This window comes from Microvirga terrae, assembly GCF_013307435.2.
Lineage (GTDB): Bacteria > Pseudomonadota > Alphaproteobacteria > Rhizobiales > Beijerinckiaceae > Microvirga > Microvirga terrae.
In genome coordinates this window covers 3436403-3458775 of record NZ_CP102845.1, presented here as the reverse complement: position 1 = coordinate 3458775, position 22373 = coordinate 3436403, and the positions used below count along the sequence as shown (strand labels likewise).

Sequence of the window (22373 nt, the reverse complement as noted above, 5' to 3'; positions counted from 1 at the left end):
GAATGGGCTCAGGTCTTGTGAATGCACCCACCCGGCCTGACCGGCTGAGCGCCCATGCCCCAAAGAGCTGGTGTTCTTGACTTCGTCGGCTGGCGTTCGAACGACGCCGTAGGGTGAGACGTTTGACTACGCTCTTAATTCCATCATGCGCTTCTGCAGAATTGCGAGCTGCTGGATGTAGGGCTGCCGCCGCTCGTAGTGGCGGGCCTTCAGCTTCTCCAGAGCACGGATCTTGATGTTGGCATCGGGCGACGTGTTGAGCTTCTCGCGCTCCTGTTCGTAGTCGAAATCGAGATCGGCCAGGGTTGCCAGAAGAGACTGCAGCAACGGCTGGAAAGAGGGGGAATACATTCTAGGAAGGAGAGCCCCGTTATTCGCTTCTTCGTTATGAAACCTAGTATCGTTCATCTCTTCCCTCGTATTAACTTTGCGTTAATAGGGACCCACGATACTAAGGTAGGATTACCCCGTCTGTTGGGAAGCCGACAAAGCCGGAAGAAATCTTCATTCAGCGCGCGCTGTTGCGATGGCGCGCCGGAGCCGGGCGAGACCGGGGGCTCGGTTCCGTCTGCGGGCGGCCCTCCGGCATGAGCTTTTCGAAGCTCTGGCGGATCGCGTGGTAGCACTCGCATGCGGTGTCCTCGAGCCCGGCCCGGTTGGTGATCCTGATCGTGCCTCGACCCTGGCTGATGAGGCCCATCCGCTGCAGCGCGCTCGTGACGCTGCTCACGCTCGACCGCTGAACACCGAGCATCTCGGCCAGGATTTCATGGGTGAGGGGAATGTCGTCCGTGTCCGTCCTGTCGCGGGTGCCCAGGATCGCGCGGCAGCACCGGGCCTCCACGCTGTGAACGGCGTTGCAGGCAACGGTCTGGAGCGTCTGTGTCAGGAGAGCCTCAGAATAGCGGAAGAGCACGCGGCGAATGGCGGGACGCGTTTCGAGCGCCCTGCTCAACCGCTCCAGGGCGACGCGCGATGCCGTGCCGGCGATCTGGGTCACGTAGCGGCCGAAGGACTGGCGGGTGACGAGGGCGCTCACGAAGCCGAAGACGGATTCCCGGCCGAACACCGCCATTTCGACCGAGCCGCCGTTCTGCAGATCGGTCACGAGGGACACGACTGCGTCATGGGGGAAATAGGTGTGCCGGATGGCCTCGCCGCTCTGGTACACGACCTTTCCGCGTGGCAGTTCGACGATTTCGAGATGGGGCTCGAGCCACGCGTAGTCGTCGGGCTCCAGTGCCGCGAGGAGCTGGTTCCTTCGATGGAGAGCGGCCTTCGTCCCATTTTTCATGGCAGGATCATCACCGCTTTCGAGAGGCCCGGAAAAACAGGCCGGACATTCGTACAGACCAACACCGTGGCAGCGTCAGGATGCTCAATCTCGCGCCGTCCGCGTGAATGGACGGTTCGGGCTCAGGACATTTCTCCTTGCCGGGAGCCGGGCGCTGGATGCCCGCCGCTGGGAAACGACGACGCGGTGCCTTTGTGCCATGAGCTGACGGGCATGCCTCCAAAGAGTAGAGCACCTCCAATCACCCCGCGAGTCCGCTTCTGCATTGGCGTCATGGGCCCATGCGCGTCAGCAGGGACGAAACCGGTTTACCGCTCCCGCCGAAGGCTTCAGCATGGCCCGGGATCGAATCCTTCAGGAGAATTTTGCATTGAGCACGCAATCGCCCTCGCATCGCACGCACGGCAGCCCGGAGGATCTGGCCGATTCGACGGGAGCCGAGCTCCTCGACGCCTATGCCCGGAAGGCGGTGTCGCCGGTCGATGTCACGAGAGCGGTGATCGCTCGCATCGAGGCTTACGAGCCGCAGCTCCAGGCGCTCTATGCCTTCGATCCTGACGCGGCGCTTCGCGACGCGCGTGCGTCCGAGCAGCGCTGGATGAGCGGGCAGGCGAGGGCGCTCGACGGAATTCCCGCGACCATCAAGGAAAACATCGCAACAAAGGGTGTCCCGGTGCCGCTCGGCACGGCCGCGCGACCGCTCGTCCCTGCCGCCGAGGATGCGCCCGCGGCGGCGCGCCTCCGCGAGGACGGCGTGGTCATTCTCGCCAAGACCACCATGCCGGATTACGGCATGCTCTCCTCGGGCCTGTCGAGTTTCCATCCGCTCGCGCGCAATCCATGGGACCTCGCGAAGAACCCGGGCGGCAGCTCGGCCGGGGCGGGCGCTGCAGCGGCGGCCGGCTACGGACCGTTCCATATCGGCACCGATATCGGCGGCTCGATCCGCCTGCCGGCCTCGTGGTGCGGCGTGTTCGGCCTGAAGCCTAGCTTCGGCCGCATTCCCATCGACCCGACCTATTACGGTCGCGTGGCCGGGCCGATGACCCGCACCGTGCGGGACGCGGCCCTGATGATGACGAGCCTCACGAGGCCGGACGTCCGCGACCCCATGAGCCTGCCGTATCAGGATCTGCCGTGGCTCGATCTCGGCATCGATCTCAAGGGTCTCAGGATCGGCGTGATGATGGAGGCCGGCATTGGCCTCACGCTCGATCCGGAGGTCCGGGCGGCCGTGGAGAGGGCCGCAAAAGCCTTTGCGGCGGCTGGCGCCAGCGTCGAGGAGATGCCGCCCTTCATCACCCGCGAAATGCTCGACGGCCTGGACGATTTCTGGCGCCAGCGGGCGTGGACGGACATCGCTCCCTTGAGCGATGAGGATCGCGGAAAGATCCTGCCCTACATCCTGCAATGGGCCGAGGGCGGCCGGGACCTGACCGGCGCCGCGGTCTACAGCGGCATGAACCAGATGATGGTGATGCGCCACGCGGCCGTCGCCGCCACGCACCGCTTCGACTTCGTGATCTCGCCAGTGGCGCCCTGCGTCGCCTACCCGGCCGAACTGGCATCTCCCATCCACAACCCGGAGGAGCCGTTCGAGCATATCGGCTACACGGTCGCGTTCAACATGTCCGATCAGCCCGCCGCCTCCGTCAATACCGGCTTCACGACGGCGGGACTCCCCATCGGGCTCCAGATCATCGGCCGCCGCTTCGACGACGTAGGCGTGCTGCGGCTCTCGCAGGCCTGGGAGGAGATGTGCCCGGACCGGCGGCCCTGGCCGAAAGTGTAGCGTGGCAGGTCTGCGGCCGCCGGCCATGACGAGGAGCGGACGGGGTTGAAGCGACATCAGGGCCGCGATAGGTGGGTTCCCCGTCTCCGCGCCTGCTGATAAACAGCCGGCATGACATACAAGGTTGCCGCCCTCTACCAGTTCGTGCCGCTGCCGGACTACCGGGAGCTGAAGGACCCGCTATACAGGATCTGCCTGGATCTCGGGATCAGGGGCACGCTCCTGCTCGCCCAGGAGGGCATCAACGGGACGGTGGCCGGCTCCAGTGAGGCCATCGACGCGCTGATGAGCGAATTGCGCGACGGCGCAGTTTTCGAGGGACGCCTCGACAATCTCGAACTCAAGTTCTCGACCGCGGCCGAGATGCCGTTCAAGCGCATGAAGGTGCGGCTCAAGAAGGAGATCGTGACGCTGGGCGATCCACAGACCGATCCCCTGCGCCGCGTCGGCACCTATGTGTCGCCGGCCGACTGGAACCGGCTGCTGGAGGAGCCCGGCATCGTGCTCCTCGACACCCGCAACGATTTCGAGGTTGAGATGGGCACCTTCGCGGGCGCCGTCGATCCCCGGATCAAGCGCTTCAGCGAGTTCAAGGACTTCGTGAAGGCGGAACTCGACCCGACGCGGCACCGGAAGGTCGCCATGTTCTGCACGGGGGGCATCCGGTGCGAAAAGGCCAGCTCCTACATGCTGGCCCAGGGTTTCGAGGAGGTCTTCCACCTCAGGGGCGGCATCCTCAAATACCTGGAGGAGGTTCCGGAGGCGGAGAGCCGCTGGAACGGGGGGTGCTTCGTGTTCGACGAACGGGTGGCGCTCGGCCACGGGCTCGTGGAGCGCTCGGGTGAGACGGGACCGTCCGATGAATGACGTCGAAGGCCGCATCGAAGCGCTCGAAGTACGCCTCACCTACCAGGACCAGGTGGTCGAGGACCTGAACCAGACGGTCATCGCTCAGTGGAAGCTGATCGATGGCCTGAAGCGCCAGCTCAACGAGCTGCTCGACCGGGTCCAGGAGGTCGAGGACAATGCGGGCGGCCCGTCCGCCTCCGAGCCCCCGCCGCCGCACTACTAGTCGACCTGAACGGTAGCCAGAGACGCTTAGCAGACTGCGCTGGCGTCTTCTGGTTACGGCCGGGATCGCACCGGCTATCGCAATCCGGTGAGGCGCGGTGCTTCACATCATCGGGATCACCGGCACAAGGTCGGTGATGACGGGCATCAGGCATCTTGTATCGCGACCACCTTCCATCGCGAAATGAGCTCTTGGCATCCGGTTCCGGAGAGTGCCAAAAAATTTTCACGCCCCCTCTTGAACGGTCAAGATTGCCAGACCAAATCATCGACCGCGGAGGCCCGAGAGGCTCCGCTTGAGCAGTCAACATGCTGATATCATTGGAGGAAGCTTCATGAAGTTCCGTCCTTTGCACGACCGGATCGTGGTCCGGCGTATCGACGCCGAGGAGAAGACGGCGGGCGGCATCATCATCCCGGACACCGCCAAGGAGAAGCCCCAGCAGGGCGAGGTGATCGCCGTCGGGCCCGGCGCCCGCGACGAACAAGGCCAGCTGGTTCCCCTCGACGTGAGGGCCGGCGACCGCGTGCTCTTCGGCAAGTGGTCCGGCACGGAAGTGAAGATCGACGGCGAGGATCTCCTGATCATGAAGGAGAGCGACGTCATGGGCGTGCTCGAAGAAACCGCCGCCCAGAAGAAGGCCGCGTAAGGCCGATCCCACCATCAGAGTCACACATCGTTACGTCTCATCAGGAGTGACGAACAATGGCTGCTAAGGAAGTCAAATTCGCCCTGGACGCCCGCGAGAAGATGCTGCGCGGCGTCGATATTCTGGCCGATGCCGTGAAGGTCACGCTGGGCCCCAAGGGCCGCAACGTGGTGATCGAGAAGTCCTTTGGGGCTCCGCGCATCACCAAGGACGGCGTCACCGTCGCCAAGGAGATCGAGCTCTCCGACAAGTTCGAGAACATGGGCGCCCAGATGGTGCGCGAGGTCGCGTCCAAGCAGAACGATCGCGCCGGTGACGGCACCACGACGGCGACGGTTCTGGCCCAGGCCATCGTGCGCGAGGGCGCCAAGGCAGTGGCCGCCGGCATGAACCCGATGGACCTCAAGCGCGGCATCGACATGGCCGTCGAGGCCGTCGTGGCGGATCTCAAGAAGAACGCCAAGAAAGTGACGTCCAACGACGAGATCGCCCAGGTGGGCACCATTTCGGCCAACGGCGACGCCGATGTGGGCCGCATGCTGGCGGAGGCCATGCAGAAGGTTGGCAACGAGGGCGTGATCACGGTCGAGGAAGCCAAGTCCCTGGAGACCGAGCTCGAAGTCGTGGAGGGCATGCAGTTCGACCGCGGCTACCTCTCGCCGTACTTCATCACCAACGCCGAGAAGATGCGCGTGGAGCTCGAGGATCCCTACATCCTCATCCACGAGAAGAAGCTCTCCGGCCTCCAGGCCATGCTGCCCGTGCTCGAAGCGGTGGTTCAGACTGGCAAGCCGCTCCTCATCATCGCCGAGGACGTGGAAGGCGAGGCGCTCGCCACTCTCGTGGTCAACAAGCTGCGTGGCGGCCTGAAGATCGCCGCCGTGAAGGCTCCGGGCTTCGGCGACCGCCGCAAGGCCATGCTCGAGGACATCGCCGTCCTGACCAAGGGACAGGTCGTGTCCGAGGATCTCGGCATCAAGCTCGAGAACGTCACCGTGCAGATGCTTGGCCGCGCTAAGAAGGTAGTGATCGAGAAGGAGAACACCACCATCGTGGACGGGGCCGGCGACCGGCGCGACATCGAGGCCCGCGTTTCGCAGATCAAGGCGCAGATCGAGGAGACCACCTCGGACTACGACCGTGAGAAGCTGCAGGAGCGTCTGGCCAAGCTCGCCGGCGGCGTCGCGGTGATCCGCGTCGGCGGCGCGACCGAGGTCGAGGTGAAGGAGAAGAAGGACCGCGTCGACGATGCCATGCACGCCACGAAAGCGGCCGTCGAGGAGGGCATCCTGCCAGGCGGCGGCGTGGCCCTGCTGCGGGCCCTCAAGGGGCTGGACGGCGTGAAGCCGGCCAACGACGATCAGAAGACCGGTGTCGAGATCGTACGCCGCGCCCTGCAGGCGCCGGCGCGCCAGATCGCCCTGAACGCGGGCGAGGACGGCTCCGTCATCGTCGGCAAGGTGGCGGAGGCGACGGGCTACTCTGCCGGCTGGAATGCCCAGACCGGTGAATACGGCGACCTCTACAAGCTCGGCATCATCGATCCGGCGAAGGTCGTGCGCGTCGCGCTCGAGGATGCCGCGTCCGTCGCAGGTCTCCTCATCACCACCGAGGCGATGATCGCCGAGAAGCCCAAGAAGGAAGCCGCGCCCGCGATGCCGGCCGGCGGCATGGACTTCTAAGCGCTAGCGCATCGTGCGGCCCCAGAGGGCCGCGTCGGGGAAAAGTGGTCCTGCTTCTGTGTCCGATGCTTTAGGTCATCGAAAGCTCACGGACGGCGCCGCGCAAGCGGCGCCGTTTTCTTTGGTCCGTCGATCTGCGACCATCATGCCGGCACGGCGTTGGAAGGAGGCGTGATGTCCGGTCGATGGTGGCGAAGACCTCTGGTGAAACCGCAGGCTCTCAGGGCCGGCGATCGTGTGGCCGTCGTGTCCACGAGCTGGGGCGGTCCGGCGGTTTTTCCGCATCGCCATGACGCCGGCAAACGGGTTCTGTCCGAAGTCTTCGGGTTGGAGCCCGTCGACATGCCCCATGCCCGCCGCGACGCCGCATGGCTCGACCGGAATCCCGAGGCCCGCGCCGAGGACATCCATTCGGCCTTCGCGGATCCGTCGATTCGGGGCGTCATCGCGAGCATCGGCGGGGACGATGCGATCCGGCTCATCCCGCATGTCGATCTCACCGTGATCGCGGATAATCCAAAGGTCTTTCTCGGCTATTCGGACCCAACGGTGCTGCATTTCGGCTGCCTCAAGGCCGGCCTCGGCTCGTTCTATGGTCCGACGGTCATGGCAGGATTTGCGGAAAACGGCGGCATGCACGCTTTCGCGGAACAGTGCCTGCGAAGGGCCGTCTTTCAGTCGGATCCCATCGGCGAAATCCCGCCGAACCGCGACGGCTGGACCGTCGAGCATCTGCCCTGGAAGGATCCGACGAACCAGACGCGCCGCAAAACGCTCCAGCCCTCGACCGGACCCCGCATCCTGCAGGGAACCGGCTTCGCGCGCGGGCCTCTTCTGGGCGGATGCGCCGAGGTTCTCGAGATGCTGAAGGGCTCGGACTGGTGGCCGCCCGTCGATTACTGGGACGGGGCGATGCTCTTCTACGAGACATCGGAGGAGGCGCCGCCGGCCGCCGGCGTCGTGCGCTGGCTGCGCAATTTCACCGCCCAGGGGATCCTGCCGCGCCTCGCCGGGATCCTGCTCGGACGGCCGGGCGGCCAGACGGACCAGGCATACAGGGCGGCGCAGGAGGCGGCAGTCCTGCGCGCACTCGCCGAAGCGGGACTGGAGCACCTGCCGGTCCTGGCCGAGTGCGATTTCGGCCATACCGACCCGATCGCCACGCTGCCTTACGGCGCCATGGCCGAAATCGACTGCCGGCGGGCGCGGCTGACGATTCTGGAGCCCGGCGTGACGGCGAGCCTCGGCTGAGGCGGTTTCCGACGTCGAGAGCATCGGGCCCGAAGACGGGTTCGCCCTTGGGTCCGACACTTCTTCTCATGGCTGTCGCATCGCCGGGAGCGGAACACGAAGGCCTGCTCGATGCGCTAGCGGTGCCTGATCAGAGATCCGTCATCCGGGTCCGCCACGCTGGTCTGGATCGAGCCCGTCGTTTCCTCGGGCGCGGTCCTGCGCAACTGGTTTACGAAAGCCGTCAGGCTGTGCATCTTCCCCGCTTCCGGAGCCAGCACGGCGAGGGCGCTGCTGTCGAACGGCTCCTCCTCGATCGTGCCGTCGTTCATGATCGTCGTCTTGATGCCGGTCTGCATATCGAAGGAGACGGACTTCACCTTCGTCTGACGCTGCGGACTGATCGGTTCAGCAATGACCAGGGAGGCCGCGACGGCGGATGCGAGCACCGGCTTGGCCGGCGCGCGGACGACGGTGACGGGCTTCTGAGCGGGCCTTGCTTCAGGGGCGGGCCGCGCCAGCTTCTCCTGAAGCTTCTCCTGGGGCTTCCTGGCAGCCTCGGCGGTGCGGTCGGGAGCGGGCGGAGACACAGCCATGTACTCCGTCGGGCCCGACAGGATCTGCTGAAGCCGCTCCTCCGTCGCCTTGGCTTCCTTCTGCGTCGTCGAGCCGAAAGCCGCCGCGAGAGGGTTTCGGGCCTTTTCCGTCTCGGCCTTCGCCTTGGCGGCTTCCGCCGCCTTCGCGGCCGCGATCCGCTTCCGGGCCTCGGCCGTCTGGGCGATGTTGTTGGTGCTGTAGGAATACTGCTTCCCGTTGATCTCGTAGCGGACCAACCGGGCCTCAGCCCCGCTGAACATCATCCCGTTCGTGACGATGGTGGCTCCAAGCAAAATAAGCGTCTTCTTCATCGGCCTATAAGAGCACATTGGCTCTTCCCCTTGCTCAGGTAAAACTCAGTGGCCGACTGTGGCAAATCTGTGACCTGAAGCAAGTAATCCTCTGACTCGTAAGAGGTATTTTATGTAATACTGCTGCTCACAAAAGTAAATGCTACACGATTCACATACTTTACTTCCTAGCGTTATTTTCCGCCGCGATGACAATGTTCATCTACTTTATATCATTGTTGCGTCTTGCCCGGAGAGGTGGCGCAAATGGCTTGATTGCAACGATTTCACGCTCTCCGCATGCAAGCTTGGCAGGGGTGGGCTGCGCCAAAATCATGCTCCTCGGGCGGCGACAGGAGCGGTTCGGTCAGGCGCGGTTCGTCCTGCGAAGCTACACCCATGGCCAATCAATGATTTGGCGGACCGAAGGAGCTGGGAACAGTCGGGATATGAAGCCGGTTGCCGGAATGAACCGACGAGGAGCCGAGTCTTTCGTCTAATTTACTCAAGGGCAACCATCGCCTGTTACCGAGCCTTCCTCAATGCGCGACATGCCCTCGAACTGGAGTAGGCACCTATGAAACGCCGTAATTTTCTCGCTACCGCCGGTGCCGGCCTCGCCGCAGGCGCCGTCGCCAAGCCCGCCATCGCCCAGTCCAACCCGGAGATTCGCTGGCGTCTGACCTCGGGCTTCCCGAAATCCCTCGACACCATCTATGGCGGGGCGGATTTCCTGGCCAAGTACGTGTCCGAGGCGACGGAAGGCAAGTTCCAGATCCAGCCGTTCTCAGCCGGTGAAATCGTCGGGACGTTCCAGGCTGCCGATGCGGTGTCCGCCGGAACGGTCGAGATGGCCCACACGGCCGCCTATTACTATGTCGGCAAGGATCCGACCTTCGCGGCCGCCGCAGCCGTGCCGTTCACGCTCAACGCCCGCCAGCTCAATGCCTGGCAGTACCACGGCGGCGGCATCGGCCTCGTGAACGAGTTCATGGCCAAGCACAACCTCTATGCTCTTCCGGGCGGCAACACGGGCACCCAGATGGGCGGCTGGTTCCGCAAGGAGATCAAGACCGTCGCCGACCTGCAGGGCCTCAAGATGCGCATCGCCGGCATCGCCGGTCAGGTGATGTCGAAGCTCGGCGTCATTCCGCAGCAGGTGGCCGGCGGCGACATCTACCCGTCGCTGGAGCGCGGCACCATCGACGCCGCCGAGTGGATCGGCCCCTACGACGACGAGAAGCTCGGCTTCCAGAAGGTCGCCCCGTACTACTATTATCCGGGCTTCTGGGAAGGCGGCCTGACGCTCCACTTCCTGTTCAACAAGGGCAAGTGGGAATCGCTCCCGAAGAACTATCAGGCGATCCTGCAGGCGGGCTGCATGGCGGCCAACATGGACATGCTGGCCAAGTACGACGCCAAGAACCCGGCCGCCCTGCGCAGCCTCGTGGGCGCCGGCGCGCAGCTGCGTCCGTTCTCGCCCGAGATCCTCGATGCCGCCTACAAGGCGACCAACGAGGTCTATGCGGAGATCTCCGCGCAGAACGCCGATTTCAAGAAGCTGATCGATTCGCTGCGCGCCTTCCGCAACGAGGAGTATCTCTGGTTCCAGGTGGCCGAGTACGCCTTCGACACCTACATGATCCGCGCCCGCACCCGCGGCTAGAGCATCGCTCCCGTCATCGCGAAACCCGGCGTCCTAGGCGCCGGGTTTTTCGTTTGCAAGGCAGGGGTGTCCCGGGCGAGGGGCTTTGCGGGTTGCATCCGGGGCCTGGAATGATGATCTCATGGCAACCCTCGTTCGGCCTTGAACCGCACCAGAAAGCCCGCCCATGCCTCCCTTTTCCGTTCTCGATCTCGCGCCCGTCCCCGAAGGCTCGACGCCGTCCGACGCCCTGCGCAACACGCTCGACCTGGCGCAGCACGCGGAAGCGTGGGGCTACAACCGCTACTGGCTCGCCGAGCACCACAACATGGTGGGAATCGCCAGCGCGGCGACCAGCGTGGTGATCGCCCATGTGGCGGGCGGCACGAAGACCATGCGGATCGGCTCGGGAGGCATCATGCTGCCGAACCACTCACCCCTTGTGATCGCCGAGCAGTTCGGCACGCTCGACGCCCTGTTCCCGGGCCGGATCGACCTCGGGGTCGGCCGTGCGCCCGGCACCGACCAGCGCACCCTGAGGGCCCTGCGCCGCGATCCGAGCGCGGCCGACACCTTCCCGCAGGACGTGCTCGAGCTGCAGGCGCTGCTCGGCCCCGTCCAGCCCGACCAAGCCATCCAGGCGGTGCCTGGCGCGGGCTCGAACGTGCCGGTCTGGATCCTGGGCTCGAGCCTGTTCGGCGCGCAGCTCGCGGCCATGCTGGGCTTGCCCTATGCCTTCGCGTCGCATTTCGCGCCGGGCGCCCTCATGCAGGCGCTCCAGGTCTATCGCGAGCGCTTCCAGCCCTCCGCCCAGCTCGACCGGCCCTATGCCATGGTGGGCGTCAACGTGATCGCGGCCGACACGGACGAGGAGGCGCGTCACCTCTTCACCTCGGCGCAGCAATCCTTCACCAACCTGTTCCGCGGTGCCCGCGGCAAGCTCCAGCCGCCGATCGACAACATCGAGAGCTACTGGCTGCCGCACGAGAAGGCGCAGGCCATGAACATGCTGTCCTGCTCCTTCGTCGGCTCGCGTGAGACGGTGCGGGACGGGCTGGAGGGTTTCATCGCGCAGACCGGCGCCGACGAGGTTATGGTCGCGGCCGCGATCTACGACCATTCCAAGCGCCTGCGCTCCTACGAGATCCTCAGCGAGGTGCGGGAGGGGATGAGCAAGGCGGCGTAAACCATTCGCCCCTGTCATGGCCGGCCTTGTCCCGGCCATCCCTGTACGGAAAAGCGCTACGCATCAATCCATCGGGATCACCGGCACAAGGCCGGTGACGACGTCCGTGGATAGGGGAGAACCGCGCGCCTAAGCCGCCACACCTCTGCCCTTCAGGGTCGGATCGAGGGCATCGCGCAGGCCGTCGCCCAGGAGGTTCAGGCCGAGCACCGACAGCGCGATGGCGATGCCGGGCGCGATGGCGAGGTGCGGGGCCTGCGAGAGATAGGTCTGCGCATCGCTCAGCATGCGCCCCCAGCTCGGATTCGGCGGGCGCACACCGAGGCCGAGATAGCTGAGGCCCGCTTCCGTCAGGATCGCGAGGGCGAGCTGGATCGTCACCTGGACGATGAGCGCGCCCGCGATGTTGGGGATCACGTCCTCCCAGGTGATGCGCAGCGGATGTTTGCCGATGGCGCGGGCGGCCGCGATGTAGTCCAGGGTCCAGACCTGGAGCGCGACGCCGCGCGTGACGCGGGCGAAGACCGGCACGTTGAACACGGCGATCGCCAGGATGGCGGCGAGCGGGCCCGAGCCCACGAGGGCGCCGATCATGATCGCCGAGAGCACCGCCGGGAAGGCGAAGACCACGTCGGAGACCCGCATGGCGATCTCGTCGGCGATGCCCTTCCAGGCCGCCGCCGCGCAGCCGATGGCCGTGCCGATGGCGGCGCCGAGCAGCACCGCCGGCCACGCGATGGCGAGCGAGTTCCACGCGCCCACCATGAGCAGCGAGGCGACGTCGCGGCCGAAATGATCTGTGCCGAGGAGGCCGACCTCTCCGGGCGCTTTCAGGCGCATGGCGACGCGGACGCGCGTCGGCACCTCGGGTGTCCAGACGAGGGAGACCAGCGCGGTGACGATCAGCAGCGCCGTGAGGATGCCGCCGACCACGAGGGCCGGATTGAGCGGAATGCGGGCGCGCCGGCTCATGACCGACCCCTCAGGCGCGGGTCGAGGAGGGCGTAGCCGATGTCGACGATGAAGTTCACCACGATGACGAGTCCGGAAAAGATCAGCACGATGTCCTTGATCACCACGAGGTCACGCTGGTTGAGCGCCTGATAGGCGAGCCGTCCGAGGCCCGGCAGGTTGAACACGTTCTCGACCAGGATCGCACCGCCGAAGAAGAACGAGAGCTGCAGGCCGAGAATCGTCGTGACGGGAATGAGCGCGTTCGGCACCACGTGGCGGCGCAGGGTCCCGCCCTTGTCGACGCCCTTGGCGCGGGCCGTGCGCACGAAGTCGGCGCCGATCACTTCGAGCGTCGCCGAGCGCGTCACGCGCGTGAGCACCGCGGCCTGGGGCAGGGCGAGCGCCAATGCGGGCAGGAGCAGCGCCTGGAAGGCGGGCCAGATCCCCGAGCTCCAGCCGGGAAAGCCGCCGGCCGGGAACCAGCCGAGCCAGGTCGAGAAGAACAGGATGAACAGCAGGCCAATCCAGAAGTTCGGCACCGCCACGCCGAGCTGGCTGAACACCAGCACGGCGCGGTCCACCGCCCCGTCGCGGCGGGAAGCGGCCGCGACGCCGAGCGGCAGCGCGAGCGCGGTCGAGATGAGGATCGCGAGCAGGCTCAGCGGCAGCGTCACGTTCATGCGCTCGGCCACCAGGGTCGAGACCGGCATCTTGTAGGTGATCGATTGCCCCAGATCGCCGTGCATGAGGCCGCCGATCCATTCCAGGTAGCGCACGAGCGCCGGCTGATCGAGCCCGAGCTCCTGTCGCAGGGCCGCGAGGGTGTCCTCGCGCGCGGCGGTGCCGAGCATGATGGCGGCCGGATCGCCCGGCAGGACCTCCATGATGAGGAAGATCGCCAGCGACACCGCCAGCAGGGTGACGGCCAGCGAGACGAGGCGCGAGATGACGAGACGCAGCATGGGTTTACTCTACGCCGGCTCCATTTGCCTGACGAGGGAGACGGGCGTGGTCGATGGCGATGTGGATCCTCCGAACGGCATGGCTGGCCCTGAGCCGGCCATGCCGTTCGGAGAGGCGCGGTGCTTCACGTCATCGGGATCACCGGCACGGGGCCGGTGATGACAGAGCGTGAATTCACGCAAGGCGGCGCGAAACGATGCGCCGGTCTCACTCGCTCCACGAGACCTCCGTCACGTCGTTCGACGGGATCGGCGAGTTCTCCCACAGGCCCTGCACCTTGGCGTTCCAGACGCCGAGCTTCGGCAGCTGGAACAGGAACAGCGCAGGCACGTCCTCGGCCAGGATCTTCTGCGCTTCCGCGTATTTCGCGTAGCGCGCCTTCTCATCCGTGGTCTTGGCGGCTTCCGCCACGACGGCTTTGAACCTGTCGTTCTTGTAATTGAAATAGTAGTTGTCGCGGGCGAAGATATCGATGTCGAGCGGCTCCGTGTGGGCCACGATGGTGACGTCGTAATCCTTGTTCTTGAAGACCTCCTCGATCCACTTCGCCGGGAACTCGGTCGGGATGATCTTCAGGTCGACGCCCACCTCGGCCATCATGGCGGAGAGCAGCTCGGCCGAGCGGCTGGCATAGGCCATTTGGGGCGACTTGATGGTGATCGAGAGGCCGTTGCCGTATCCCGCTTCCTTCAGGAGCGCCTTGGCCTTCTCCACGTCGTAGGGGATCACGTTCGTCGTGTCCACGAAGGCCGGTTGGTTCGGAGAGAAGAAGCTGCCGATCGGCTGTCCGAACCCGGAATAGGCGCCGTCCACGAGGGCCTTGCGATCAACCGCGTGCATGAGGGCGCGCCGCACGCGTACGTCGTCGAACGGCTTCTTGGCGTTGTTCATGCCGGCCACGACCTCGCCCTCGGTGTTGCCGGCCACCGCCTTGAAGCGCGCATCCTTCTGGAACTCTGCGAAGAGCTCCGGGGCCCCGAGATTGGAAAACGCGTCCACGTCGCCGGCCTTGAGCGCCGCGACCTGGGCCTGCGCGTCGTTGATGAAGCGGAAGGTGACGCTGTCGAGCTTGATCTTGTCCTTCTGCCAGTAATCGGGGTTGCGCACGAGCTCGACGCGGTCGCCGCGCGTCCACGACTTGAACTTGAAAGGACCGGTGCCGACCGGGTTCGCTGCGTTGCCGGCGGCCGTCTCCGGCGCCACGATCACCGCATCGCCCCAGCCGAGATAATAGAGGAAGTTGCCCGAGGTCTCCTTGAGCTTGATCACCACCGTGGCGGGATCGGGCGTCTCGATGGAGGCGATCGGCGCGAAAATCTGTTTCTGCGCGTTGGTCGATTTCGGATCGCGGGCGCGGTCGAAGGCGAATTTCACGTCCGCCGAATCGAAGGCCGAACCGTCGTGGAACTTCACGCCCTCCTGCAGGCGGAAGGTGTAGGTCAGCCCGTCCGGCGAGACCTCCCAGCTCTTGGCCAGGAGCGGCTGGACCTTGCCGGTCCGGTCGATGCGCACGAGGCCCTCATACAGGTTGACCCAGGTGACCTCGCGGATGGCCACCGGGGCCGCGACCGTCGGGTCGAGGCCCGGAGGCTCGATGGGCATGCCGACCACCAGGGAGGTCTTGGCCGCAAAGGCCGGGATGACGCTGACGGAGAAAAGGAGAGCTGCGGTCAGAAGGCGCTTCGTCATCAGGGCTTGAACTCCATCGGGTCATGGGCTGCGACAGGTCGCGGTGGGACCAGCTTACGCAGGACCGCGCCGGATGGAAGACGTCCATTACCGATTCTTCACTTAACTTCGCCGTGACCGGGGCTTAACCATCGGACGACGACAGATTCACCGGATGTCGGCCTGTTTGAGGCCGCAGTCGGAATGAAAGGCTTGAACACCATGGCTCGAGAGACCGCCCGGGTGCCTACCGCGAACGGCGCCCGATACCTCCAGCAGCTCTGCAAGCACTGGAGCCACAAGCTCGACGTTCAGCTCTCCGAGAACGAGGGCACCGTCCGTTTTCCCGCCGCCGTCGCGACCATGAAGGCCGATCCCGAGGCCCTGACGGTGAGCGTGGAGGCGCAGGACGGCGAGACGCTCGAGCGGATGAAAGGCGTCGTCGCCTCCCATCTCGACCGCTTCGCCTTCAAGGAGGCGCCGCTGCCCTTCGCATGGCAGAAGGGGTGATGCAACGACTTCACGTCATGGCCGGGCTTGTCCCGGCCATCCCGACGATGTGAAGCGCTGCGTCCAAATCGATCGGGATCACCGGCACAAGGCCGGTGATGACGCCAGTGGGGCTGCTTGCCTCAGATGCAGCGCCCGCCGTCGACCTCGAGCACCACGCCGGTAATCATGCTGGCCTCGTCGGAGGCGAGGTAGAGCGCCGCGTTGGCGATGTCCTGCGGGGTCGAGAAGCGGCCGAGCGGGATCGAGTTGACGAACATCTCGCGCTTCTGGGGCGTGTCCTCGCCCATGAAGGTGGCGAGCAGCGGCGTCTCGCCGGCCACGGGAGCGAGCGCGCAGACGCGGATCTTGCTGGGGGCGAGCTCCACGGCCATGGACTTGGTCATGGTATGCACGGCGCCCTTGGTGCTGTTGTACCAGGTCAGGCCGGGCCGCGGACGCAGGCCCGCGGTCGAGCCCACGTTGATGATCACGCCGCTGTCCTGGTTCTGCATCAGCGGCACGGCCGCCTTGGCGAAGAGATAGATCGACTTCACGTTGACTGCGAAGACGCGGTCGAACTCCTCCTCCTCGACCTCCAGCATGGGCCGGTTGCGGTGGCTGATGCCCGCGTTGTTGACCACGATGTCGAGCTTGCCGAAGGCCGCCACGGTCTTCTCGACGGCGGCGTTCACGTCGGTGGCCTTCGAAACATCAGCCGCGAGACCGATGGCGCTGGCGCCGATCTTCTCCGCGGCCGCCTTGGCCGCTGCCTCGTTGATGTCGAGGATGGCCACCTTGGCGCCCTCGCGGGCGAAGGTTTCCGCGATGCCCTGACCGAAACCGGACCCGGCGCCCGTGACCAGCGCCACCTTGCCTTCGAGGCGATTCATGTTTCTTCCCTTTCGATGTGCTTTTCTGTCCCCGCGAGGGGAGAGTTGGGAGTGGTGATTAGGGCGTGCCACCCTACGACGTCATAGCCGGGCTTGTCCCGGCCATCCCGATCTCGTGAGGCGCGGCGCTCCACCGACCGAGATCACCGGCACAAGGCCGGTGATGACGGCGGAGGTGCGAAGCGTGGCCGCTCTACCCGTGCGCGATCACGAGCGTCTTCGTCGTGGTGAACTCGATCAGGCCCTCGAAGCCCTTTTCGCGGCCGTGGCCCGAGCGGCCGAAGCCGCCGAAGGGCAGTTCGATGCCGCCGCCGGCCCCGTAGCAGTTCACGAAGACCTGGCCGGCCCGCATGGTGCGGGCGACGCGGGTCGAGCGCATGGCGTCGCGGGTCCACACGCCAGCCGCGAGGCCGTAGGGCGTGCCGTTCGCCAGGCGAATCGCCTCCGCCTCGTCGTCGAAGGGCGTGGCCACGAGGACCGGGCCGAAGACCTCCTCCTGGGACAGGAGGCTCTCATGCGGCACCGGGGCCAGGAAGGCCGGGGCCACGTAATAGCCGCCGGCGGGCGCATCGGGCGCCACCGCGCCTTCGCCGATCACGTTCAGTCCCTCATTGCGGCCGCGTTCGAGATAACCGAGGACGCGGCGCTGCTGGGCCTGGTTGATCATCGGGCCCAGATCGGGCTCGCGCTCGGGATGACCGGCGCGCAGGCTCCGGAAGCGTTCCGCTACCGCGTCGACCACGTCCTGGAAGATGCCGCGTTGGATCAGCAGACGGCTCCCCGCCGAGCAGGTCTGGCCACCGTTCTGGATGATGGCGTTGACGAGGGTCGGCAGAGCGCGCTCGAGATCCGCGTCGTCGAACACCACCTGGGCCGACTTGCCGCCGAGCTCGAGGGTCACGCCCACATGGTTCTTCGCCGCCGCCGTCTGGACCGCGGTGCCGGTCTCGGGGCTGCCGGTGAAGGACAGGAAATCGATGCCGGGATGGGCCGCGAGCGCCGCGCCGGCGGTGCGGCCGAGGCCCGTCACCACGTTGAGGGCGCCGTCCGGGAAGCCGACCTCGCGGGCGAGCGCCGACACGCGCAGGATCGTCAGCGAGGCGTCCTCGGCGGGCTTCACCACGGTGGCGTTGCCGGCGGCGAGCGCCGCGCCGACCGAGCGGCCGAAGATCTGCATCGGGTAGTTCCACGGCACGATATGCCCGGTCACCCCGTGCGGCACCCGCTCGACGCCGATGTAATGGGTGTTGAGATAGGGGATCACATCCCCGTGCAGCTTGTCGGCGGCGCTGCCGTAGAATTCGAAATAGCGGGCGAGTGCGATGGCGTCGGCCCGGGACTGGCGCAGGGGCTTGCCGTTGTCGCGGCTCTCCAGGATGGCGAGCTCCTCCGCATGGGCCTCGACAGCGCTCGCAAACTTCATGAGCAGGCGCCCGCGCTCCGTCGCGGTGAGCTGGCCCCAGGAGCCCTCGAGGGCGGAACGGGCCGCCGACACGGCCTCGTCGATGTCCTGGGCGGTTCCGGCGGCGATCCGGGCGAGCAGCGACCCGTCGATCGGCGAGAGCACGTCGAGGGTGAGTCCGTCCGAGGCGGGGCGCTCGCGCCCGCCGATGAGATTCTGGAACACCATGTTGGGCGCGAGGCTCGCGCTGACCTGATCGTTCACGGGTTTCGTCTCCCTAAATCATTGTGTTCATGCCCGGCACTGCGGCCAGGAGCTGGCGCGTATACGCGTCGCGCGGATGGGCGAAGAGTTGCGCGGTTTCGGCCATCTCCACAATCCGACCTTTTTGCATGACTGCCACGCGGTCGCAGATCTGGGCGGCCACCCGCAGATCGTGGGTGATGAAGAGAATGGCAAGACCGAGCTCGTCCTGCAGCCCCCGGATCAGCTTGAGAATTTCCGCCTGGACCGACACGTCGAGGGCCGAGACGGCCTCGTCGGCCACCAGGACGTCCGGCTTCATGGCGAGCGCCCTGGCGATGCCGATCCGCTGGCGCTGGCCGCCGGAGAACTCGTGCGGATAGCGCTCGACGGCCGTCGCCGACAGGCCGACCTTGTCCAGAAGGATCCGGGCTTCGTCCAGGGCCCTGGCCGGATCCTCGCCCTGGGTGATCGGCCCCTCGGCGATGATGCGCCCGACGGTGCGGCGCGGGTTGAGGGACGCGAAGGGGTCCTGGAACACCATCTGGATCCGGCGCCGGTGCGGGCGCAGAGCGCGCTGGGACAGGGTGCCGAAGCTGAGATCCCCGATCGCGATGGCGCCGCCGTCCGGCTCGATCAGGCGCAGGACGCAGCGCCCCACCGTCGACTTGCCGGAGCCGGATTCGCCCACGAGCCCCAGGGTCTCGCCGCGGCGGATGTCGAAGCTCACCGCATCGGCGGCCTGGACCTCGCGGCTCTTCCGCAGGAAGCCGCGCCCGCCATAGGTCTTCGTCAGGGCGTCGACCTTGAGGACGATGGGCTGGCCGGCCAGCGGCTTCGGGGCAGGGGGCGTCAGCGAGGGTACTGCGGCCAGGAGACGTTTCGTGTAGGGATGCCGTGGGCGGGTCAGCACCTCCTCGGCGGTTCCCTGCTCGACGAGCTCGCCCTGCTGCAGCACGGCGACCCGGTCGGCGATCTCCGCTACTACGCCGAAATCGTGAGTGATGAACAGGACGGCCGTGCCTTTCTTGCGGCGCAGGTTGTCGATGAGCTTGAGGACCTGGGCCTGGGTGGTCACGTCGAGGGCCGTGGTCGGCTCGTCGGCGATCAGGAGCTTGGGCTCCAGGGCCAGCGCCATGGCGATCATGACCCGCTGGCGCTGGCCGCCGGAGAGTTCGTGCGGATAGGCCTTGGCGATCAGCTCCGGGTTCGGCAGGTTGACCTCGGCCAGGAGGTCGAGCACGCGCCGGTCGCGCTCGGCCGCGGTGAGGAGCCCGTGGGTGCGGAACGTCTCGGCGATCTGGTCGGCCACCCGCATCACCGGGTTGAGCGATGTCATCGGCTCCTGGAACACGGTGCCGACCTCGCGGCCGCGCACGTCGCACCACCCGGCCTCGTCGAGGGCCAGGAGATCGCGGCCCGCGAGCCGAATCGATCCCGATAGGACCTGGACGCCCGCCGGCAGGAGTCCGATGGTCGCCATGGCGGTCATCGACTTGCCGGAGCCGGATTCCCCCACGACGCAGAGGGTCTCGCCTGGGTTTATGGAGAGCGACAGGTCCCTGATCGCGTGCTGCCGGTCGGCCAGGGCGGGCAGCCCTACGGAAAGGTTCTGGATCGACAGCACGGGGGAGGGGCCGCTCAACATCATGCTCCTGCTGGATGGGTCAGGCCCATCCTTGCCATCCCGGCCGCTTCGTCAATCCGTCCCGTCCGGCCCCATGTTGAGAATGCCGCCAGCTCCGCCATATCATCACGCCTATCAAGTGGAGCTTCTCGAGACCGTGCACGATGCCGTCCCCAACCCGGTGAAAGACCGACTGCAGGCCTGCCTGGCGGCGCAGCGAGTGGCCCTGGCCGAACACGGGCCTCTCACGCCCGAGCGCCGGGCCGAAGGTCTCGACGCGCTCGCCAAGGCCCTCGTCCGCCGTGCTGAGGATTTCGCCGCAGCCGTCGCGGCAGATTTCGGGCACAGGTCGGTCCACGAAACGAAGCTCGCGGACGTCTATCCGGTCGTGGCGGCCCTGCGCCATGCGCGAAAGCACTTTCGCACCTGGATGAAGCCGCGGCGGCGGCCGATCGACTGGATGTTCCAGCCCGGCCGGGGCTCCGTCCGCCATCAGCCGCTCGGCGTGGTGGGCATCATCGGCCCCTGGAACTATCCGGTCCAGCTTACGCTCTCGCCGCTCGCCGGGGCGCTCGCGGCCGGCAATCGAGTGATGATCAAGCCGTCCGAAATCACGCCGCGGACGTCCGCTTTGCTGGAGCAGGTCGTCGGCCAGGTGTTCGAGCCCGCCGAGGTCGTGGTCGTGCAGGGCGGGCCCGACGTGGCGAAGGCCTTTGCGCGATTGAAACTCGACCACCTGCTCTTCACCGGCTCGACGGCGGTCGGCCGCGACGTCATGCGGGCGGCGGCCGAGAACCTGGTGCCGGTCACGCTCGAGCTCGGCGGCAAGTCGCCCGCCCTCGTTCTGGCTGATTACTCTATCGACAAGGCGGCCGAGCGCATCGCCGTGGGCAAGCTGTTCAACGCCGGGCAGACCTGCATCGCGCCCGACTACGTGCTCGTGCCGCGCGAGAGCCGGGAGGCCTTTGTGGCAGCCTATCGCCAGGCGGTCTCACGGCTCTACCCGTCGCTCGCGGGCAATCCCGACTACACGGCCATCGTGAGCGAGCGGCACTACACGCGCTTGAACCGTCTCGTGGCGGACGCCCGGGCCCGCGGGGCCGGCATCCAGGAGATCAATCCGGCGGGCGAAACCTTCGATCCGGTCGGGCGCAAGATCGCCCCCGTCGTGCTGACCGGCGTGCCCGACGATGCGCTCGTCATGGGCGAGGAGATCTTCGGCCCGATCCTGCCGGTGATCGCTTACGATGACGTCGACGCCGCCTGCCGCTTCATGGTGGCCCGGCCGCATCCGCTCGCCCTCTATCTGTTCGGCCGCGACCGGACGCTTGTGAATCGCGTGCTGGCCCGGACCGTCTCCGGTGGCGTCGCGATCAACGATACGCTGCTCCACTGCGTGCAGGAGGAGCTTCCCTTCGGCGGCGTGGGCGCGAGCGGCATGGGGGCCTATCACGGCGAGGCGGGGTTCAGGACCTTCAGCCACGCGCGGTCCGTCTTCCACCAGGCCCGCTTCAACGGCGCCGGCATGACGCGGCCGCCCTACGGCGGGCGCATGAACCGTCTGTTGTCGATGCTGCTGCGCTAGAGTATCCGTATTGATCAAGCGGGTTTTGGGGACCAGTTTCGCTGATCTCGCAAGAGCGCATTGGCCAGGATGATGAGCTTGCGCATGATGGCCGTCAGGGCGACCTTGGCCGGCTTGCCCGCCGCGAGCAGGGCCTGGTACTTGGCCTTCAGATCCGGATTGAAGCGGGCCGCCACCAGCGCTGGCATGTACAGCGCCTGACGCAGATGGGCGCGGCCGCCCCGGATCGTGCGGCGACCGCGCGAGGTTCCGCTGTCGCGCGCCACCGGAGCCAAGCCGGCGAGGCTGGCCACCTGGCTCTGATCGAGGCTGCCGAGTTCAGGCATCTCGACGAGCAGGCTCACGGCCGTGGCTTGAGCAATGCCGGGAATGCTCATGAGGATGGCCAGACGCGGGGCGAGATCCGCATCCGCCTGACACAGGCTGAGAAGTTGGGCGTCGACCGCAGCCAAGTGGCGGACTATCTGGCGCAGCCGCTGGTCGAGCTGACGTCGCAACAAGGGAGAGCGGACCACCTTCTGCCGGTTGAGAGCGGCCGTGCGGTCCTTGATCAGCGCCTGCCGCGCCACCACCAGCTCCTTCATGGCATCCAGAGTGGGACTGAGCACGGGCCGGGTGGGAGGCTCGAGCAGGGCTCCAAAACGCGCCAGCAGGGCCGCATCGAGCCGATCGGTTTTGGCGAGCTGTCCCAGGGCTTCCGCGAAGCGGCGGGCGTGGCGGGGATTGATCTTCGCCAGCGGCAGGCCGGCACTGGCAAGACTGCGCTCCAGCCCGCGGTGATAGGCGCCGGTCGGCTCGAAGACCACGCGCTGAATGGCGTACGCGGCCAGCCAAGCGATGAGGGCGCGATGGCCTTTGGCGTCGTTGGGGAAGTGGCGCGTGGCCCCGTCGGGGCAGAGACAGACATCGAGCTGATCTTTGGCAATGTCGATGCCGGCGGTCTGTGGTATAGGATGATCCATCTTTTCCGCGTCCTTGGCTTGTCATGCGGGCCATCACGCCCGGGTATCCGTTCAGGCCACGAGGAAAAGAGAGGGGCGGTCTGACTCTAGCTCGACCCGCTCCGGTCTGCGTCGGAACGACCCGTCCCCTCCCACCGCCAGCGAGCTCGC

General features: G+C 66.4%; 20 protein-coding genes. 10 read left to right on the top strand and 10 right to left on the bottom strand.

What is annotated here, in order from left to right:
* Nucleotides 1–126 precede the first annotated feature (126 nt).
* Together HPT29_RS16260 and HPT29_RS16255 are read right to left on the bottom strand one after the other, a co-directional pair.
* Complete coding sequence (locus tag HPT29_RS16260) at nt 127–351, bottom strand: hypothetical protein (protein WP_173945321.1); 225 nt, start codon at nt 349–351, stop codon at nt 127–129.
* Nucleotides 352–508: 157 nt separating this feature from the next.
* The gene (locus HPT29_RS16255; RefSeq protein WP_173945320.1) at nt 509–1294 is read right to left on the bottom strand and encodes a Crp/Fnr family transcriptional regulator; all 786 of its coding nucleotides are present in this window, start codon (nt 1292–1294) and stop codon (nt 509–511) included.
* 334 nt (nt 1295–1628) lie between these two features.
* Here HPT29_RS16255 and HPT29_RS16250 point away from each other — a divergent pair, with 334 nt between their 5' ends.
* The 6 genes from HPT29_RS16250 (at nt 1629) to HPT29_RS16225 (ending at nt 7740) form a co-directional block, all read left to right on the top strand.
* Nucleotides 1629–3086 carry an amidase gene (locus HPT29_RS16250; protein WP_173945319.1) on the top strand — a complete coding sequence of 486 codons (1458 nt, stop codon included), beginning with the start codon at nt 1629–1631 and terminating at the stop codon, nt 3084–3086.
* Between the two features lie 111 nt (nt 3087–3197).
* Nucleotides 3198–3953, top strand: a complete 756-nt coding sequence (trhO, locus tag HPT29_RS16245; protein WP_173945318.1) for an oxygen-dependent tRNA uridine(34) hydroxylase TrhO — start codon at nt 3198–3200, stop codon at nt 3951–3953.
* The gene (locus tag HPT29_RS16240; RefSeq protein ID WP_173945317.1) at nt 3946–4158 is read left to right on the top strand and encodes a SlyX family protein; all 213 of its coding nucleotides are present in this window, start codon (nt 3946–3948) and stop codon (nt 4156–4158) included. Before trhO ends, HPT29_RS16240 begins: the two co-directional genes overlap by 8 nt.
* Nucleotides 4159–4492: 334 nt before the next feature.
* Nucleotides 4493–4807: a co-chaperone GroES gene (gene groES, locus HPT29_RS16235; protein WP_173945316.1), complete on the top strand. Its 315-nt coding sequence runs from the start codon at nt 4493–4495 to the stop codon at nt 4805–4807.
* Between the two features lie 56 nt (nt 4808–4863).
* Complete coding sequence (groL, locus tag HPT29_RS16230; RefSeq protein WP_259060087.1) at nt 4864–6489, top strand: chaperonin GroEL; 1626 nt, start codon at nt 4864–4866, stop codon at nt 6487–6489.
* A gap of 204 nt (nt 6490–6693) precedes the next feature.
* The gene (locus HPT29_RS16225; RefSeq protein WP_259060086.1) at nt 6694–7740 is read left to right on the top strand and encodes a S66 family peptidase; all 1047 of its coding nucleotides are present in this window, start codon (nt 6694–6696) and stop codon (nt 7738–7740) included.
* 116 nt (nt 7741–7856) lie between these two features.
* Here HPT29_RS16225 and HPT29_RS16220 read toward each other — a convergent pair whose 3' ends face one another.
* The gene (locus HPT29_RS16220; protein WP_173945238.1) at nt 7857–8627 is read right to left on the bottom strand and encodes a hypothetical protein; all 771 of its coding nucleotides are present in this window, start codon (nt 8625–8627) and stop codon (nt 7857–7859) included.
* Between the two features lie 556 nt (nt 8628–9183).
* Here HPT29_RS16220 and HPT29_RS16215 point away from each other — a divergent pair.
* Both HPT29_RS16215 and HPT29_RS16210 read left to right on the top strand, forming a co-directional pair.
* The gene (locus tag HPT29_RS16215) at nt 9184–10272 is read left to right on the top strand and encodes a TRAP transporter substrate-binding protein (RefSeq protein WP_173945239.1); all 1089 of its coding nucleotides are present in this window, start codon (nt 9184–9186) and stop codon (nt 10270–10272) included.
* Between the two features lie 166 nt (nt 10273–10438).
* Entirely contained in the window at nt 10439–11437 is a 999-nt protein-coding gene (locus tag HPT29_RS16210; protein ID WP_173945240.1) for an LLM class flavin-dependent oxidoreductase, read from the top strand.
* Between the two features lie 129 nt (nt 11438–11566).
* On the opposite strand, the gene HPT29_RS16205 is transcribed toward HPT29_RS16210, so the two are convergent.
* The 3 genes from HPT29_RS16205 to HPT29_RS16195 form a co-directional block, all read right to left on the bottom strand.
* Nucleotides 11567–12409, bottom strand: coding sequence for an ABC transporter permease (locus tag HPT29_RS16205; protein ID WP_173945241.1), 843 nt, complete (start codon nt 12407–12409; stop codon nt 11567–11569).
* The gene (locus HPT29_RS16200; protein ID WP_173945242.1) at nt 12406–13353 is read right to left on the bottom strand and encodes an ABC transporter permease; all 948 of its coding nucleotides are present in this window, start codon (nt 13351–13353) and stop codon (nt 12406–12408) included. The genes HPT29_RS16205 and HPT29_RS16200 overlap by 4 nt, the downstream gene beginning before the upstream one ends.
* A gap of 208 nt (nt 13354–13561) precedes the next feature.
* Nucleotides 13562–15043 (bottom strand): ABC transporter substrate-binding protein, encoded by a 1482-nt coding sequence (locus HPT29_RS16195; RefSeq protein WP_173945243.1) that lies wholly within the window; start codon nt 15041–15043, stop codon nt 13562–13564.
* Between the two features lie 183 nt (nt 15044–15226).
* Between HPT29_RS16195 and HPT29_RS16190 the strand changes: the two genes are divergently transcribed.
* On the top strand, nt 15227–15532 hold the full coding sequence (locus tag HPT29_RS16190; RefSeq protein WP_259060085.1) for a DUF2218 domain-containing protein: 306 nt from the start codon (nt 15227–15229) through the stop codon (nt 15530–15532).
* 122 nt (nt 15533–15654) lie between these two features.
* Here HPT29_RS16190 and HPT29_RS16185 read toward each other — a convergent pair whose 3' ends face one another.
* The 3 genes from HPT29_RS16185 to HPT29_RS16175 all read right to left on the bottom strand — a co-directional run bounded on the left by HPT29_RS16185 (nt 15655) and on the right by HPT29_RS16175 (nt 19697).
* Nucleotides 15655–16404 (bottom strand): SDR family oxidoreductase, encoded by a 750-nt coding sequence (locus HPT29_RS16185; protein ID WP_173945245.1) that lies wholly within the window; start codon nt 16402–16404, stop codon nt 15655–15657.
* A 193-nt stretch (nt 16405–16597) separates the two neighbouring features.
* On the bottom strand, nt 16598–18034 hold the full coding sequence (locus HPT29_RS16180; RefSeq protein WP_173945247.1) for an aldehyde dehydrogenase family protein: 1437 nt from the start codon (nt 18032–18034) through the stop codon (nt 16598–16600).
* Nucleotides 18035–18083: 49 nt separating this feature from the next.
* Nucleotides 18084–19697, bottom strand: coding sequence for an ABC transporter ATP-binding protein (locus tag HPT29_RS16175; protein ID WP_173945248.1), 1614 nt, complete (start codon nt 19695–19697; stop codon nt 18084–18086).
* A 136-nt stretch (nt 19698–19833) separates the two neighbouring features.
* Between HPT29_RS16175 and HPT29_RS16170 the strand changes: the two genes are divergently transcribed.
* Entirely contained in the window at nt 19834–21261 is a 1428-nt protein-coding gene (locus tag HPT29_RS16170) for a coniferyl aldehyde dehydrogenase (RefSeq protein WP_210807064.1), read from the top strand.
* A gap of 14 nt (nt 21262–21275) precedes the next feature.
* Here HPT29_RS16170 and HPT29_RS16165 read toward each other — a convergent pair whose 3' ends face one another.
* On the bottom strand, nt 21276–22223 hold the full coding sequence (locus tag HPT29_RS16165) for an IS110 family RNA-guided transposase (protein ID WP_173944981.1): 948 nt from the start codon (nt 22221–22223) through the stop codon (nt 21276–21278).
* Nucleotides 22224–22373: the final 150 nt, after the last annotated feature.